Annotated in this window: 12 protein-coding genes; 9 read left to right on the top strand and 3 right to left on the bottom strand. The window is 68.5% G+C overall.

All coding sequences use genetic code 11. The features are described 5' to 3' along the window. Positions 1 to 46: 46 nt before the first annotated feature. The 3 genes from NJD74_RS02090 to NJD74_RS02080 all read left to right on the top strand — a co-directional run bounded on the left by NJD74_RS02090 (position 47) and on the right by NJD74_RS02080 (position 2,962). The gene (locus NJD74_RS02090; protein WP_319623565.1) at positions 47 to 544 is read left to right on the top strand and encodes a M48 family metallopeptidase; all 498 of its coding nucleotides are present in this window, start codon (positions 47 to 49) and stop codon (positions 542 to 544) included. Positions 545 to 625: 81 nt separating this feature from the next. Beyond that, the gene (locus NJD74_RS02085; RefSeq protein ID WP_319623564.1) at positions 626 to 1,336 is read left to right on the top strand and encodes an rRNA pseudouridine synthase; all 711 of its coding nucleotides are present in this window, start codon (positions 626 to 628) and stop codon (positions 1,334 to 1,336) included. Between the two features lie 48 nt (positions 1,337 to 1,384). Next, entirely contained in the window at positions 1,385 to 2,962 is a 1,578-nt protein-coding gene (locus NJD74_RS02080) for a phospholipase D family protein (protein ID WP_319623563.1), read from the top strand. Position 2,963: 1 nt separating this feature from the next. Here NJD74_RS02080 and NJD74_RS02075 read toward each other — a convergent pair whose 3' ends face one another. Then, positions 2,964 to 4,076 (bottom strand): HDOD domain-containing protein, encoded by a 1,113-nt coding sequence (locus NJD74_RS02075; protein ID WP_102788092.1) that lies wholly within the window; start codon positions 4,074 to 4,076, stop codon positions 2,964 to 2,966. Between the two features lie 288 nt (positions 4,077 to 4,364). Between NJD74_RS02075 and NJD74_RS02070 the strand changes: the two genes are divergently transcribed. Next, complete coding sequence (locus tag NJD74_RS02070; protein WP_026069816.1) at positions 4,365 to 5,462, top strand: Glu/Leu/Phe/Val dehydrogenase dimerization domain-containing protein; 1,098 nt, start codon at positions 4,365 to 4,367, stop codon at positions 5,460 to 5,462. Positions 5,463 to 5,539: 77 nt separating this feature from the next. On the opposite strand, the gene NJD74_RS02065 is transcribed toward NJD74_RS02070, so the two are convergent. Continuing rightward, positions 5,540 to 8,485 (bottom strand): S8 family serine peptidase, encoded by a 2,946-nt coding sequence (locus NJD74_RS02065; protein WP_319623562.1) that lies wholly within the window; start codon positions 8,483 to 8,485, stop codon positions 5,540 to 5,542. Positions 8,486 to 8,661: 176 nt separating this feature from the next. On the opposite strand from NJD74_RS02065, the gene NJD74_RS02060 reads away from it, so the two are divergent. From NJD74_RS02060 to NJD74_RS02050, 3 genes are all read left to right on the top strand, one after another. Continuing rightward, positions 8,662 to 9,837: a thiolase family protein gene (locus tag NJD74_RS02060; protein ID WP_019183429.1), complete on the top strand. Its 1,176-nt coding sequence runs from the start codon at positions 8,662 to 8,664 to the stop codon at positions 9,835 to 9,837. Positions 9,838 to 9,961: 124 nt separating this feature from the next. Further along, the gene (locus tag NJD74_RS02055; RefSeq protein ID WP_019183430.1) at positions 9,962 to 10,303 is read left to right on the top strand and encodes a hypothetical protein; all 342 of its coding nucleotides are present in this window, start codon (positions 9,962 to 9,964) and stop codon (positions 10,301 to 10,303) included. Positions 10,304 to 10,455: 152 nt separating this feature from the next. Further along, positions 10,456 to 10,860: a hypothetical protein gene (locus tag NJD74_RS02050; RefSeq protein ID WP_070425654.1), complete on the top strand. Its 405-nt coding sequence runs from the start codon at positions 10,456 to 10,458 to the stop codon at positions 10,858 to 10,860. 74 nt (positions 10,861 to 10,934) lie between these two features. Here the strand turns inward: NJD74_RS02050 and NJD74_RS02045 are convergent, their stop codons facing one another. Further along, a complete protein-coding gene (locus NJD74_RS02045; protein WP_319623561.1) occupies positions 10,935 to 12,566 on the bottom strand; it encodes an isovaleryl-CoA dehydrogenase in 1,632 nt (543 codons plus the stop codon). A 109-nt stretch (positions 12,567 to 12,675) separates the two neighbouring features. On the opposite strand from NJD74_RS02045, the gene NJD74_RS02040 reads away from it, so the two are divergent. After that, the gene (locus tag NJD74_RS02040; RefSeq protein WP_046273294.1) at positions 12,676 to 13,683 is read left to right on the top strand and encodes a ligase-associated DNA damage response exonuclease; all 1,008 of its coding nucleotides are present in this window, start codon (positions 12,676 to 12,678) and stop codon (positions 13,681 to 13,683) included. Beyond that, on the top strand, positions 13,680 to 15,284 hold the full coding sequence (locus NJD74_RS02035; protein ID WP_319623560.1) for an ATP-dependent DNA ligase: 1,605 nt from the start codon (positions 13,680 to 13,682) through the stop codon (positions 15,282 to 15,284). The genes NJD74_RS02040 and NJD74_RS02035 overlap by 4 nt, the downstream gene beginning before the upstream one ends. The last annotated feature ends 6 nt before the right edge of the window (positions 15,285 to 15,290 follow it).

The raw sequence follows: 15,290 nt of genomic DNA, 5'->3' as shown, positions 1-15,290 counted from the left end.
CCGGAGGCCATCATACTGGTCTGCCCGTCCCGCCCCAACCGCCCGCATGACCGCCCTGAAGTACCTCGCCGGCTATCCCGACGCCCTGCAGCAACAGGTGCGCGAGCTGATCGCGGGCGACCGGCTGGGGCCGTGGCTGGAGCGCCACTATGCCGAACTGCATACGGTCCGCAACGACCGCCAGCTCTACGACTACACCCAGGGCCTGAAAGAGCGCTATCTGCGCCAGTCCGCGCCGCTGTCCAAGGTGATCTACGACAGCAGGCTGCAGGTGCTCAAGCACGCGCTGGGCACGCACACCACGGTCTCGCGGGTGCAGGGCAGCCGGCTCAAGGCCAGCCGCGAGATCCGCATCGCCACGGTGTTCCGCGAGGCACCGGCGCCGTTCCTGAAGATGATCGTGGTGCACGAGCTGGCCCATCTGAAGGAATCGGACCACAACAAGGCCTTCTACCAGCTGTGTACCCACATGGAAGCGGATTACCACCAGCTGGAGTTCGATCTGCGCCTGTACCTGACCCACCTGGAACGCACGCCGGCCTGAGCCGCAGCGGCCTTCATCGCGCAGCGCCGGGCCCCAGCCAGTACACTCCCCGCCCGCTTCCCGTTTTATGTTGCCTGCCCCATGACCGACCCGATCCGACTCGACAAACGCCTGACCAGCCTGATCGGCTGCTCCCGTGGCGACGCCCAGCGCTATATCGAGGGCGGCTGGGTGACCGTCAACGGCCAGGTGGTCGAACAACCGCAGACGATGGTCACCGACGAGACGATCGTACTGCGCGAAAACGCCGAGGCGACCCGCACCGAGACCGTGAGCATGCTGCTGCACAAGCCGGCCGGCATGCGCTCGGACGAACTGTGCGCCCTGGTGACCCCGGACACCCGCAGTGAACTCGACGCCACCGGCGTGACCCTGCTGCAGCGGCATTTCCATGCCCTGCAGCTGGTGATGCCGCTGTCCGATGACGAAAGCGGCCTGGTGGTGGTCAGCCAGGACGGGCGCGTGATCTCGCACCTGAAGGATCGCGGTGCAACGCTGGAGCAGGAATATCTGGTGGAAGTCAGTGGCGAGCTGGCGCCCTACGGCATGAAGCGCCTCGCGCACGGCCTGAGCTTCCGCAGCTGGCCGTTGCCACCGTGCAAGGTGAGCTGGCAGAACGAAACCCGCCTGCGCTTTGCGATCAAGCCGGTGCATCCGGGCCAGCTGCGCGACATGTGCGCCCAGGTCGGGCTGGAGGTCATCAGCATCCGCCGCCTGCGCATCGGCCGCGTGGCGATGGGCAAGCTGGTCCCGGGCCAGTGGCGTTACCTGGCGCCGGACGAGCGCTTCTAAACCGCGCCAGCACTCGCCCTGCACGCCCCCGCCGCTTACGATCGGCGCATGACCGAGAAAAAACCGTTCTGGCGCCGGCTGCTGCGCTGGCTGGGGATCGTTGTCGCCCTGCTGATCCTACTGGTCCTCAGCGGCCTGCTGCTGGCCGACCACCTCACCCCGCAGGCCGTCGGCGAGCGTTCGACGGTACTGCCCACGCAGGCCGACCAGACCCCGATCGATCGCGAGCTGGTCCGCCTGCAGGCCGGGCACCCCGGCCAGACCGGTGTGGCCTTCCTGTCCGACGGGCTGGACGCGTACGCCGCGCGCGCGGTGATCACCCAGCACGCCGGGCGCAGCCTGGACCTGCAGTACTACATTTGGCACGACGACCTCATCGGCCATCTCATGGCCAACGAGCTGTACCGCGCCGCCGAGCGCGGCGTGCGGGTACGCATCCTGCTCGATGACATGAACGCGCAGGACAAGGACGCGCTGATGATGGCGCTCGATGCGCACCCCAACATCGAGATCCGCCTGTACAACCCGTTCCGCAACCGCAACGGACTCTGGCGCCTGGTCGAGATGGTGCAGCGTGTCTTCAGCGTCAATCACCGGATGCACAACAAGTCATGGATCGCCGACGGGCGCGTGGCGATCGTCGGTGGCCGCAACATCGGCGAGGAGTATTTCAGCGCACGCCCGGATGTGAACTTCCGCGACCTGGATCTGCTGGTCGCCGGCGAAGCGGTGCAGCAGGCCAATACGATCTTCGACGATTACTGGAACAGCGATACCGCCGTGCCGATCCGTGCGCTGGCGTTCTACACCGAACCGCAGCTGCGCCTGCTGATCGGCGAAAGCGAGCACGAAGCGCGCCTGGACAGTGCCAGGCCCTACCTGGAGAGGGTCGCGCGCTCGCAGGCGCAGCGCTCGTACTACCGCGATGCACTGGACCTGCACTGGAGCGGCAAGGTGGAGATCGCCTCGGACCCGCCGATGAAGCACCGCCGCGACGACCAGGCCGGCTGGCTGGTGACGCGGCTGGTGGAGGAACTGGAAAGCACGCGGCACAAGGCGCTGTTGATCTCGCCCTATTTCGTCCCGGGCGAGGACGGCACCGAAGGGCTGGGCGCGATGGTCGCGCGCGGTGCCCAGGTCGGGGTGATCACCAACTCGCTGGCGGCCAACGACGTGGCCGCCGTGCACAGCGGCTACATGCACTACCGTGCGCCGCTGCTGCGCAGTGGCGTGCAGCTGTACGAGCTCAAATCACGCGGCAACGTGGATGGCGGTGGCCTGTTCGGCAGCAGCGGGGCCAGCCTGCACACCAAGGCGTTCATGATCGATGACCAGCGTGGCTTCGTCGGCTCGTTCAACCTGGATCCGCGCTCGGCGTACCTCAACACCGAGATGGGCGTGTTGTTCAACGATCCGGTGCTTGCCGCGCAACTGCGCCAGGAGTATCTGCGCCTGGCCAGCCCGAGCCAGAGTTACTGGGTGGCCCTGGGCCCGGAGGGCGACGTGCGCTGGCTGGAACGCGATGCACAGCCGCCGCACTGGCTGTACCGCGAACCGGACGCGGGTTTCTGGCTGCGTGCCAGCGCGCGTGCGATCAGCTGGCTGCCACTGGAATCGCAGCTCTAGCTCAGCCCGCCCGGGCCACGTCGTACTCGGCCTCGTCACAGTCCACGGTCTCCACCGCCCGGCCGTGGACCCGCCGCCAGATCCACTGCAGCGCGTGCGGCGGCGTGTCGTCCAGCTGTTCCAGCAGGGCCAGCGCCTGGGCCTGGCCGATCTGGCCGTGGCGGCACAGCAGGCTGGCCGCGGCCGCCGCGCGCGCCAGGCGCAGGCTGGCCGCCAGCCCACCGCCGCTCTGGCGGATCAAGGCATCGTGCACGGCCTTGGGCAGCTCCCATGCGGCGGCGATCCGGCTGGCCACCGGCAGGGTCCAGCTGTCCAGCAGTTCGGCCGCCAGCGCGCGCGGCGGCACCGCCACGCCGTGCTCGGCGCAGGCATCGAGCAGGTGCCGCATCACCAGCGCCGCCCCCAGGCCCTGGGTCAGACCAAGCCACTGCGCGGCGAAGCCATCTTCATGGGTCACCGTGCGCGCGTGATCGGCGGCGGCGCGCGATGCCAGCAGCGCGTGCTCCCAGATCACCGCGCTGAACTGCGGAAAGGCATCGCACTGCAGCTGCATCACCGGCTGCACCAGCACCGCGCTGATGATCTGGCGGATTCCATCGGTCCCTACCAGGGTGACGGCCCGCTGCAGCGTTTCCACCGGGCGTGTCTGTACCCGGTAGACCGGGCTGTTGGCGATGCGCAGCAGGTTGCCGGTCAGCACCGGGTCCTGGCTGATGATCCCGGCCATCGCGCGCGCCGAGGCGTCGCTGTCGTTGACGGTCTGGATCAGCTGCGGCAGCAGTTGTGGGCGGCGAGGCAGGTGGCGGGCCGACCAGTCCCGCGCCAGCAGCGAGGCGGTGACCGCATCGCGCAGCTCAAGCGCGTGCGGGGCCGCTGCATCGGCAGCATCGCCACTGCGGGGCACCAGCGCCAGCGTGTGCAGCCCGGCCTGCAGCACCGCCACGGGGTCGGTGCCTGGCGGAACGCTGCCCGCGGGCAACGCTCCGCACGCCTGCGTGGCGGCTGCGCGCCCCGTCGCGGGTACCGGCGCGACACGCCGCTGGCGGAGCAGCGCGACCCCACCCAGCAGCACCAGCACCGCAACCCCCACCCAGATCGCGACGCTCATGCCCATCGCCCCGGATGCACCGGGTCCCGCACCTGCCCTGTTGCGACTGCGCCCACGTGATCCTTCCTGCGATGACCGGCCATCCACACCGTTGCCACGGCATCGGCCTGCGCTTCAGCAACTTTAATGACAGCGCGACGGGAGATCCCCTGACAGCACCCTCCATCGGAATGGACTAGAATGGCGCCGCGCGACCCGTCCGAGACCCGACGACGTCGCTTTTTTTGTTTTACAACCCACCTTTTGCTGGCGCGTTCGCCGCTGTTCGCCACCGTTCGCACCATCGGAGCCACCATGTTATTTGAAACCCTCGAAACCACCGGTCACGAACAAGTGGTGTTCTGCCACAGCCGCGATGCCGGTCTGAGGGCGATCATCGCCATCCACAACACCACCCTGGGCCCGGCCCTGGGCGGTGTGCGCATGCGTCCCTACGCCAGCACCGACGAGGCCCTGGCCGATGCGCTGCGCCTGAGCCGCACCATGACCTACAAGAACGCCCTGGCCGGGCTCAACGTGGGCGGCGGCAAGGCGGTGATCATCGGCGATCCGAAGCGGGACAAGAGCGAAGTGCTGTTCCGCGCGTTCGGCCGCTATGTCGATTCGCTGGGCGGCCGCTACATCACCGCCGAGGACGTGGGCACCGATGTCAACGACATGGAGAACATCTACCTGGAAAGCGAGTACGTCACCGGCGTGCACCAGGTACATGGCGGCTCCGGCGACCCGGCCCCGTTCACCGCCTATGGCGCGCTGCAGGCGCTGATGGCGGCGATGCAGCACAAGCTGGGCCATGAGGAAGTGGGCAAGGCCAGCATCGCGGTGCAGGGCCTGGGGCACATCGGCATGGAACTGGTGAAGCTGCTGCGCGACCGTGGTGCCAAGTTGTACGTCAGCGACCTGGACAGCGCGCGCGTGGATCGCGCCGTCACCGAGTACGGTGCCGAAGCGGTCAAGCCGGAGGACATCTACGACGTCAACGCCGACATCTTCGCGCCGTGCGCGCTGGAAGGCGCGATCAATCCGGACACGTTGCCGCGCCTGAAGTGCAGGATCGTCTGCGGCACGGCCAACAACCAGCTCTCCAGCCTGGAAGTGGGTGATGAACTGCATGCCCGCGGCATCCTCTATGCGCCGGATTACGCGGTCAACGCCGGTGGCGTGATGAACGTTTCGCTGGAGATCGACGGCTACAACCGTGAGCGCGCGATGCGCCTGATCCGCAGCATCTACCACAACCTCGGCCGCATCTTCGCGCTGTCGCAGAGCGAGGGCATCGCCCCGCAACGCGCTGCCGACCAGATCGCCGAGTCGCGCATCCTCTCCATCGGCAAGCTGAAAATGCCGCTGGGGCGCAGCACGCCGCGGCGGGGCACGCTGCGCGGCAACTGAGCCGGCGTGACAAACGAAGAGGGCGCGATCATCGATCGCGCCCTCTTTTTTCATACACGTCGCAGTGAGACCGGCCGTCAGAACCCGGCCGAGTAGCGCAGCTGCACCTGGCGCAGATCGCCGCGCGGGCCGAAGCGCTGGTCATAGCCGAACGCCAGGCGACTGCTGCGGCTCAGCCACGACTCCACCGAGAGCCCGAACAAGCCGCCCGAGCGGGCCGGCTGCAGGCCTGCCAACGGTGCCCAGGCCTCCACGCCGACGAAGCTCGCCTGCGGATCCAGCCCGGTGCTGGACAGCAGTTGCTGCCACTCGGCGTAACCGCGCAGCGACCAGCTGCCCCAGCGCGTCTCCGCCCGCAGGCCGGCCAGCGCCTGGCTGCGGCTGGCAACGTTGCCTTCGGCGCGCAGGCCGAAGCCAAAGCCGCCGTCCTCGCTGAAGCTGTCGCTGTCCACGCGGGCGTATTCCGCGCCCAGGTAGGGCGTCAGCCCCGCCACCGCCGAGCCGAAGCGGTAGCCGGACTCCATGCTGGCGGTGCTGAAGTGGCCGCCGTAACGCGCGTTGACGCCGTACTGCCCAGCGCCCAGCAGCAGTTGCCGGTCGATGTTGCGGGTGAACTGACCGACCCCGACCTGGCCGATGGCATAGCCGTTGCCGACATTCCAGCCGGCATATACCTGCGCCTGCGACTGACGATCGCGGCCACGGTCACCGCCCCAGTCACGACTGCTGTTGCTGCGCGTCTCGCCGAAGGCGACGCCCATCATGCCGCTGCTGCCCAAGGCCAGATCCTGACCCATCATCCAGCCTTGGGTCTGCACCCCCGTGCCGGCGAAGCTGCCCTGCCCCGCCTCGCCCAGCGCGCTGTGCCATGCGCCGCGCAGACGGGGCGTGGCCATCGCTGCATCCAGACGCGCCGACAGACCGCGACGGTTCATGTCGATCGCATCGAACGTCATCGCAGCGGCCAGCCCATGCGCCTTGCCGGACAAGCTGTCCAGCATCTGGCTCAACGCCTGGTCGGTGGGCGTCTGTTGGATCGCCCCCGCCGCTGCAGTCAGGTCGGGATCCAGCACGATCGCGGTCGAGGGTGCCGACGGCTGCAGGCGCGCATCGAGCGCCTGGAACGCCGCTTCCACACGTGCGGCCGAGGCCAGTGTGCCGACATCGGATGTGCGGGCCGCCGCAGCAGTGGTGACCGACGTAGGCTCCACGTCCAGATACACGCGGTTGGGGTCGTAGTGCACGGTCGCCTGCAGCAGTGGCAACGTGGCCGCATTGAAGCCCAGCGAGGAAAACTGTCCGTTGACGCCCCCGTCGGCCACCAGCACCTCATGCTCCCGCCGTGCGACGTAGCCCTCCGCCAACCCATAGACGAACAGTCCGCCATCCAGCGTCGCCCGGCCGCCGATGTGGAGCGGATCGGTGCCCAGCAACATCCAGAACTCACCCGTCGCGCTCTGGATGAAGTTGCCGCTGAGGGTGCTGTTGGCGTGGTCGCGGTTGAACAGGATGCCGTTGTTGTACAGATCGCCGTTGTACTGCGTGGCGATCCGCGGGTTCGCGTTGGAGTTGATCTGCATGACGCCGTTGTTGGTGATCGTCCCGTTGGTGATCACATCCCAGGCGTAAAGATAGGAGTCGGCGTCCACCACGATGTCGGATTGATACAGGTCGTTGATGGCTACGGTCGCCCCGCCGGTGATGCGCAGTTGCCCGGCATTGCGGTTTTCCCCGCCGAGCGTCATGCCCGGATCATCGATCCCGTCGACCACGTTGCCACCGCCGTCAACGACCACCCCGCCCGCGCCCGACAGGCCTCCCCACCAGACGGTGTAGGCGGTGCCGAGCGCCGCATGGAAGTCGCCCCAGTCCAGCCGACCCGGCCCGCGCACGGCGCGACCCACGTTGAGCAGGCCATGCCCGAAGACCGCATCGGTACCGACCGCGCCCAGATCGGTCGCGGTGCCCAGCAATACCTGCCGGACCTGGTCCGTGGTCAACGTCGGGAAGGCTTCCCAGACCAGCGCGGCGGCCCCGGAGACCAGCGGCGCCGCGTAAGAGGTGCCAGACCCGTACAGCAACGGACCGCCAGGGTTCTTGGGATCGAGGAAGACGGCCGTGCCCGGCGCGGCCAGGCAGTAATTGGCTGCCACACCACAGGCATTGGCGTAGGACGCGAGGGTATCGGGCTTGTTGGTGTCCACGGCGGTCACCGCAAGCCACCCGCGCTCCAGATCCGCCGCCGGCCGGGTATTGCCCGGGCCCGGCTGGCTGGGCAGCGCGGCCATGCTGGACGGATTGGCGCGGCTCTCGTTGCCGGTCGCGAACACCACCAGACCGTTGTGGCCGACGATGAACGGGCGATACTCCGCGGCGATGGGTGCGGTGGCGGCCGTGTTGGTCCAATACAGCCCGCCCCACGAATTGTTCATGATCCGCACACCGTCGGTGATCAGATCCTGGTGGACGCCGGCCAGACCGAGCGCGCCGGTCACTTCGTTGCCATTGCCCGTGCCATCGTCGGCAGGCCGCTTGTCGGCGATGATCCGTGCCGAGACGATCAGCGCCTCCGGCGCGACGCCGCCCGGCCAGGCGCCGAACGCGCGTCCCGCCGCCAGCGAGGCCACCGTCGTGCCATGGCCGACCACGTCATCGATGTTGAGATTGTTGACCAGCGGATCGATATAGGCGCGGCTGGACACCACCCGCCCGGACACCGCCGGATTGGTGCGGCTCACGCCGGAATCGACAACGCCGATGCGGATGCCCTTCCCGGTGAACTGCGCATCGCGCGCATTGATCACCGTCAGGTGTGCATCGACGGCCGGAGGCGGAGGCGTTACCGGCGGCGTTGTGGGGGGCGGCGTTGTGGGGGGCGTCGTTGGCGGCGGCGACGGGGGCGTGGTCGGGGGCGGCGACGGCTCCAGATCCCCCCGGACATTGCTGCCCCCACCTCCGCAGGCACTCAGTGCCAATGCCAATGCCGCGGCCAAGGCCGACCTGCCGATCACAACCTGCTTCATCCCTGTTCCCCTAGTGAATGGACCTTCCCCACCTGCCTGCCCCCCGGGCAGACACCGGCAGTCAATGCCGACCCTCTATACTGGGCCGACCCCCACGCAGTCTGCCGGGAAATGCGTCGGCTTCCAACGCCCGCGTTCCCATTCCGCTCTTAGCTCACGCACCAAAGAGATTGCACATGTCCAACATCGTCATCGCCGCCGCCAAGCGCACCGCCATCGGCTCCTTCCTGGGCCAGTTCAACGGCGTGCCCTCCCCGACCCTGGGCTCCACCGTGATCGCTGCGGCCCTGGAGCAGTCCGGAGTACCGGCCGCGGATGTTTCCGAAGTGATCATGGGCTGCGTGCTGCCGGCCAACCTCGGCCAGGCGCCGGCCCGCCAGGCCGCGATCGCCGCCGGGATTCCGGTGTCCACCGGCGCCACCACCCTGAACAAGGTGTGCGGTTCGGGCATGAAGGCCATCATGCTGGGGCATGACCTGATCAAGGCCGGCTCGGCCAGCATCGTGGTCGCCGGCGGCATGGAATCGATGTCCAACGCCCCGCACATGATCCCCAACTCGCGCACCGGCAACCGCTTCGGCAACTTCCAGGCCGTGGATCACATGGCCCACGACGGCCTGGTCAATGCGTACGACGGCAAGGCCATGGGCGAGTTCGCCGAATGCACCGTGGAGAAGTACCAGGTCAGCCGCGAGGACCAGGATGCCTTCGCGATCGAATCGGTCCGCCGCGCGCAGGCCGCGCAGGCCAACGGCGCCTTCGATGGCGAAATCGTCGCGGTCAAGGTCAGCACCCGCAAGGGCGAGGTCGAGTACGCGCAGGACGAGCAGCCCGGCCGCTCGGACATCGCCAAGATTCCGACCCTGCGCCCGGCCTTCAAGAAAGACGGCACGGTGACCGCCGCCAGCTCCTCGAGCATCTCCGACGGCGCCGCTGCCGTGGTGCTGCTCTCCGAGGACGATGCCGCCGCCCGCGGCCTGCAGCCGCTGGCGCGCATCGTCGGCCACGCCACCCACTCGCAGGCGCCGGAGTGGTTCACCACCGCGCCGATCGGTGCGATCCAGAAGCTGATGGACAAGACCGGCTGGACGCTGGACCAGGTGGACCTGTTCGAGATCAACGAAGCCTTCGCCGTGGTTGCGATGGCGCCGATCCGCGAGCTGGGCATCCCGCACGACAAGGTCAATGTCAATGGCGGGGCCTGCGCATTGGGCCATCCCATCGGTGCCTCGGGCGCACGCTTGGTGGTCACGCTGGTGAACGCATTGCGCACGCGTGGGGCCAAGCGCGGAATTGCTACCCTGTGCATCGGCGGCGGCGAAGCGACTGCCATCGCTATCGAATTGATTTGATTTGGTTTAACGCGCATTTCTCAAAACTGAATGCGCGATCGCTTGACAGCCAATCGTGGCTTGTCATCATGTTGCCGGGCGCGCAATAGCGCGTTGCCTAATCTAACGACGAGGATTCACAACAATGAGCATCAACAAGCTGCTGATCGCAATGGCCCTGGGCCTGGCTCTGACCGCCTGCTCGAAGCAGGAGCAGGCTGCTGACGCCGCCGCTTCGGCCAACGAAGCCGCCGCTGACGCCCAGGCCGCTGCTGACCAGGCCGCTGCTGCTGGCGCCCCGGCTGCTGACGCTGCCCAGGCTGCTGCTGACACCGCCACCACCGCTGCTGACGCTTCGGCTGATGCCGCTGCCCAGGCTGCTGGCGCTGCCACCGACGCTGCTGCTGAGCAGGCCAAGGACGCTGCCAAGACTGCGGAAAACACCGCTGAGCAGGCCAAGGACGCTGCTGAAGAAGCCAAGAAGTAATCACTTCTTTCTTCAAGCAAGTCTGAAGAAGCCGCTGGTTCGCCAGCGGCTTTTTCTTTGGGCGCGTTTTGGTGGCCGTGCCGCCACCCACCGGTTCTTCACAGGCGCATGAATAGGCTGGCCTCCCATCCATCGCCGTTCTGGAGCGCCACATGAAGATCCGTCCGCTGACCACCTCCCTGCTGGCCGCTTCCCTGCTGCTCGGCCTGGCCGCCTGCAAGGGCCCGGAAGCCGAACAGGCGCGCCGTGATGCCGCCCAGGCCGCCGACAGCACCAACGCTGCCGCCCGCGAAGCAGTCGACAAGGCCGCTGCGGCGACCCGCAGTGCCGCCGACGATGCCGCCGCCGCCTCCGAGCGCGCTGCCGCCGATACCCAGCAGGCACTCGACCGTGCTGCCGCCGCCACCTCCGAAGCCGCCGGCGAAGCCAAGGTCGCGGCCAAGGATGCCGCGGCCCACGCGAGCGATTCCACCGCCGATGCCGCGCAGAAGGTCGCCGACAAGGCGCGCGACGTGGCCGATGATGCCAAGAAGAACGCCAACGAAGCCAAGCGCTGAGTCGGCGTTACGCACCGCCACAGCGTGGTGACCACCGCCCCCTCTCCGGAGGGGGCGTTTTCATTGGCGGCCGCTTACGGCAGAGCGCGGCCCAGCACGGCCGCGAAGTCCACGTCGGCCAGCAGCGTGCCGAAGGCCATCCCATGCTCGGCCCCCAGCCGTGAGCGGATGAAGGCGGACGCGTTCGGGCTCTGCGCACGCAGCAGCACCGCGGCCTGCAACAACAGCGCCAGGCGCTCGGTGACCCGGCGTGCCTGCGCCTGCTCCGGCGGTGTCGCCAACTGCGCCCGCAGTGCCCGCAACGCGGCGTCATAGAGGGCATCTGTCCCGGCCACCGCGTCCAGCTCAACCTGCAGCGCCTGCAGTACCTGCGGCTCGCGCGACAGCGCACGCAGCACGTCCAGGCACTGGATGTTGCCGCTGCCTTCCCAGATCGAATTCAACGGCGCCTGCCGGTACAACCGCGGCAGCATCGACTCCTCCACATAGCCCGCGCCGCCCAGGCATTCCTGCGCTTCGTTGACGAACACGGCAGCCCGCTTGCACACCCAGTACTTGCCCACCGCCGTGGCGATGCGCGCGAAGGCCGCCTGCTGCGGATCGCCTCCGGCCTGGTCGACCGCACGCGCCACGCGCATGGCGAACACGGTGGCCGCTTCGGATTCGATCGCCAGGTCGGCCAGCACATTGGCCATCAGCGGATGCTCGCTCAACCGCGCGCCGAAACTGCTGCGGTGCCGGGTGTGGTGCAGTGCCTGCGCCAGTGCCATGCGCATCTCCGCCGCGGCACCAAGCATGCAGTCCAGCCGCGTCATCATCACCATGCCGATGATGGTGGCCACCCCACGCCCTTCCTCGCCCACGCGCTGCGCCCAGGCCCCACACAGTTCCACCTCGCTGGAGGCGTTGGACCAGTCGCCAAGCTTGTCCTTCAGGCGCATCAGACGGAACGCGTTGCGGTTGCCGTCGGCCAGGCGCCGCGGCATGAGGAAACAGCTCAGCCCACCCGGCGCCTGCGCGAGCACCAGGAAGCCATCTGACATCGGCGCGGAGAAGAACCACTTGTGGCCGATCAGCGCATGGCTGCCATCGGCCTGCGGCTCGGCGCGCGTGGTGTTGCTGCGCACATCAGAACCGCCCTGCTTCTCGGTCATGCCCATGCCCAGGGTGATCCCGGCCTTGTCGGCAATCGGGACGTCACGCGGGTCGTAGTGCGGGGCCGCCGCCTTGTCCGCCCATTCGGCGAGCGCCGGCGCCTGGCGCAGCACCGCGACCGCCGCATGGGTCATCGTCAACGGACAGCTGGTGCCCGCCTCGGCTTGGTGATGCAGGTAGCTCAAGGCAGCGCGCGCGACATGCGCGCCGGGGCGGCCGTCATGCCAGGACAGCCCCGCCACGCCATGCGTCTTGGCCGTGCTCATCAACTCGTGGTACGCCGGATGGAACTCGACGGTATCGATGCGATGGCCCTGCGCGTCGTGCGTGCGCAGGCGCGGGCGGTCGCGGTTGGCATCGAAGCCGAGCCGGTACAGCGCATCGCCGGCGAGCCCGCCGTAGCGCGCCAGCGGGCTCACGAAAATGCCACCTCCCTCGCGCTGGACGGCATCGGCCAGTGCACTGTCGTCGGCCCAGAGGTTCCGGCCTCCGAAGGGCGGCGGCTGGTTGCTCACCTCGTGCGTCTCGAACGCGGGCCAGGCAGACGTCATCAGGGCGACCTCCTTGCAGACAGATGCACCGATTCTGCCGCATCCCCGTGCAGGCCGCCGTTCATGCGGATTCTCACCTCCTGCACGAGCGCGGCGGCACAGTGCAGGCATGAACGCCGATGCCGACAACGACGACCTGGTGGTGCTGCGCCCGGAGGGGCTGTACTGCCCGGCCGGTGACTTCCATATCGACCCATGGCGGCCGGTGCCGCGCGCGGTGATCACGCATGGCCACGGCGACCATGCGCGCAACGGCATGGGTCACTATCACTGCACCACGCAGACCCTGCCGATCCTGCGTTGGCGGCTGGGCGATGTGGACTGCACCGCGCACGCCTATGGTGAACGCTTCACCCTTGGCGACACCGAGGTCTCCCTGCACTCGGCCGGGCATGTGCTCGGCTCGGCGCAGGTGCGGATCGCGCATGCGGGCCGGGTGTGGGTGGCCTCGGGCGACTACAAGCGCCAGCACGATCCGAGCTGCGCGCCGTTCGAGGTGGTGCCGTGCGATACGTTCATCACCGAAGCAACCTTCGGCCTGCCGGTGTATCGCTGGCCGGACACCGCACAGGTCGCCGCGGACATCGTGGCCTGGCGGCGCGAGTGCGAAGCGCGTGGCGAGGCAGCCGTGCTGCTGTGCTACGCACTCGGCAAGGCGCAGCGGATCCTCGCCGAACTGCTGCCGCTGGAAACCCAACCAGCATTGCTGCATGGGGCGATCGCCACGGGCGTGGCGGTCTATCGCGAGGCGGGAATCCCGATGCTGGCCACCGAACCGGTCAGCGAGCAGGAACGCGGGGCGGCGTTCGCCGGCAAGCTGATCCTGGCGCCGCCCTCGGCGGCGGGCAGCGCGTGGATGCGCCGTTTCAAGCGCGCGCAGCTGGGCTTTGCCTCCGGATGGATGCGCGTGCGCGGCAACCGCCGCCGGCGCAACTACGATCGCGGTTTCGTCGTCTCCGATCACGCCGACTGGCCTGACCTGCTGCGCACCATCGCCGAGACCGGTGCGCGCCGCGTCATCGCCACCCACGGCAACACCGACGCGCTGATCCGCTTCCTGCGCGAGCGTGGCGTCGCCGCCGAGGCCTTCGCCACCGGCTACGGGGACGAAGAATGAAACGCTTTGCCGCGCTCTACAGCGAGCTGGACCGCAGCACCGCGACCGGCGACAAACGCGCCGCGCTGGTGCGCTACTTCCAGCAGGCCCCCGCGCACGATGCCGCATGGGCCCTGTTCCTGCTGGCCGGCGGCAAGGTCACCAGCGCGCGCCAGAAGATCGCCGGCAACGCCGAGCTGCGCGCGTGGGTGGCCGAGTTGTCCGATACGCCCGCCTGGCTGGTCGACGACAGCTATGACCAGGTTGGCGATCTGGCCGAGACGCTGACCCTGCTCATGAATGATCCGGCGCAGGCCGGCGCGGATATCGGGCTGGCCGACTGGATCGAGCAGAAGCTGCTGCCGGTGGCCAATCAGCCCGAGCCGGTGCGTCACGCCGCCGTCACCGGGGCGTGGCAACAGCTCGCCTTCGATGAGCGGCTGGTGTTCAACAAGCTGCTGACTGGCGCGCTGCGGGTGGGCGTGTCACAGCGGCTGGTGCAGCAGGCGCTGGCCGAATGGTCGGGCATCGACATCGCGCGCATTGCCCAGCGCATGCTCGGCAGCTGGGTACCCACGCCGGGCCTGCTGGCCGCCTTGTTGTCCCCCGAAGAGCGCCCCGAGGATCGCCAGCAGCCCTACCCGTTCTTCCTGGCATCGCCGTTGGAGGCCGAGGTCGACACGCTGGGCCCGATCGATGACTGGCTGCTGGAATGGAAGTGGGATGGCATCCGTCTGCAGGTGCTGCGCCGCCAGGGTGAGGTCGCGCTGTGGTCGCGTGGCGAGGAGCGACTGGACGGTCGCTTCCCCGAGATCGAGGCGGCCGCGATGGCGTTGCCCGATGGCTGCGTGATCGATGGCGAGCTGCTGGCCTGGGCGGACGGCGACGATCTGCCGCTGCCCTTCACCGCCCTGCAGACCCGCATCCAGCGACTCAAGCCCGGCCCGAAGACACTGCGCGATACGCCGGTGCGCGTGCTTGCCTACGATCTGCTCGAGCTGGGCGGTGAAGACCTGCGCGCCCTGCCCCTCTCGCAACGGCGGGCGCGCCTGGCCGAGGTACTGGCCACGCTGGACGACCCGCGCCTGCGGCTGTCACCGGCGCTCAGCGTGGCGGACTGGCACACGGCGGCACTGCAGCGCGACCTGGCCCGCGAGCGTGGCGTGGAAGGGCTGATGCTCAAGCGCGCCGAGTCGGTTTACCAGGCCGGACGCCGGCGCGGCGACTGGTGGAAGTGGAAGATCGCGCCGCTGACCATCGATGCGGTGATGATCTATGCCCAGTCCGGCCATGGCCGCCGCAGTACGCTGTACACCGATTACACCTTCGGCGTGTGGGATGGCCAGACGCTGGTGCCGGTGGCCAAGGCGTACTCGGGCCTGGATGACAAGGAAATCCTCGCGCTGGACCGCTGGATCCGCGCGAACACGATCGAGCGCTTCGGGCCGGTCCGCAGCGTTCGTGGCGAGCAGGTGTTCGAGCTCGGCTTCGAGGCGGTGAACCGCAGCAAGCGCCACAAGTCCGGCATCGCCGTGCGCTTTCCGCGGATCCTGCGCTGGCGGCATGACAAACCGGCCAGCGAAGCGGACACGCTGGCCCAGCTGCAGGCACTGGCGCGGTGACGCGAC

This window comes from Stenotrophomonas sp. RG-453, assembly GCF_033843685.1.
GTDB lineage: Bacteria > Pseudomonadota > Gammaproteobacteria > Xanthomonadales > Xanthomonadaceae > Stenotrophomonas > Stenotrophomonas bentonitica_A.
The sequence above is the reverse complement of the archived record's forward strand: the minus strand, read 5'-3'. Positions and strand labels throughout refer to the sequence as shown.

Bases quoted from the DNA above. Each gene is read 5' to 3' on its own strand.
- NJD74_RS02090 (WP_319623565.1), top strand. From the start codon at position 47: ATGACCGCCCTGAAGTACCTCGCCGGCTATCCCGACGCCCTGCAGCAA.
- NJD74_RS02085 (WP_319623564.1), top strand. From the start codon at position 626: ATGACCGACCCGATCCGACTCGACAAACGCCTGACCAGCCTGATCGGC.
- NJD74_RS02080 (WP_319623563.1), top strand. From the start codon at position 1,385: ATGACCGAGAAAAAACCGTTCTGGCGCCGGCTGCTGCGCTGGCTGGGG.
- NJD74_RS02075 (WP_102788092.1), bottom strand. From the start codon at position 4,076: ATGGGCATGAGCGTCGCGATCTGGGTGGGGGTTGCGGTGCTGGTGCTG.
- NJD74_RS02070 (WP_026069816.1), top strand. From the start codon at position 4,365: ATGTTATTTGAAACCCTCGAAACCACCGGTCACGAACAAGTGGTGTTC.
- NJD74_RS02065 (WP_319623562.1), bottom strand. From the start codon at position 8,485: ATGAAGCAGGTTGTGATCGGCAGGTCGGCCTTGGCCGCGGCATTGGCA.
- NJD74_RS02060 (WP_019183429.1), top strand. From the start codon at position 8,662: ATGTCCAACATCGTCATCGCCGCCGCCAAGCGCACCGCCATCGGCTCC.
- NJD74_RS02055 (WP_019183430.1), top strand. From the start codon at position 9,962: ATGAGCATCAACAAGCTGCTGATCGCAATGGCCCTGGGCCTGGCTCTG.
- NJD74_RS02050 (WP_070425654.1), top strand. From the start codon at position 10,456: ATGAAGATCCGTCCGCTGACCACCTCCCTGCTGGCCGCTTCCCTGCTG.
- NJD74_RS02045 (WP_319623561.1), bottom strand. From the start codon at position 12,566: ATGACGTCTGCCTGGCCCGCGTTCGAGACGCACGAGGTGAGCAACCAG.
- NJD74_RS02040 (WP_046273294.1), top strand. From the start codon at position 12,676: ATGAACGCCGATGCCGACAACGACGACCTGGTGGTGCTGCGCCCGGAG.
- NJD74_RS02035 (WP_319623560.1), top strand. From the start codon at position 13,680: ATGAAACGCTTTGCCGCGCTCTACAGCGAGCTGGACCGCAGCACCGCG.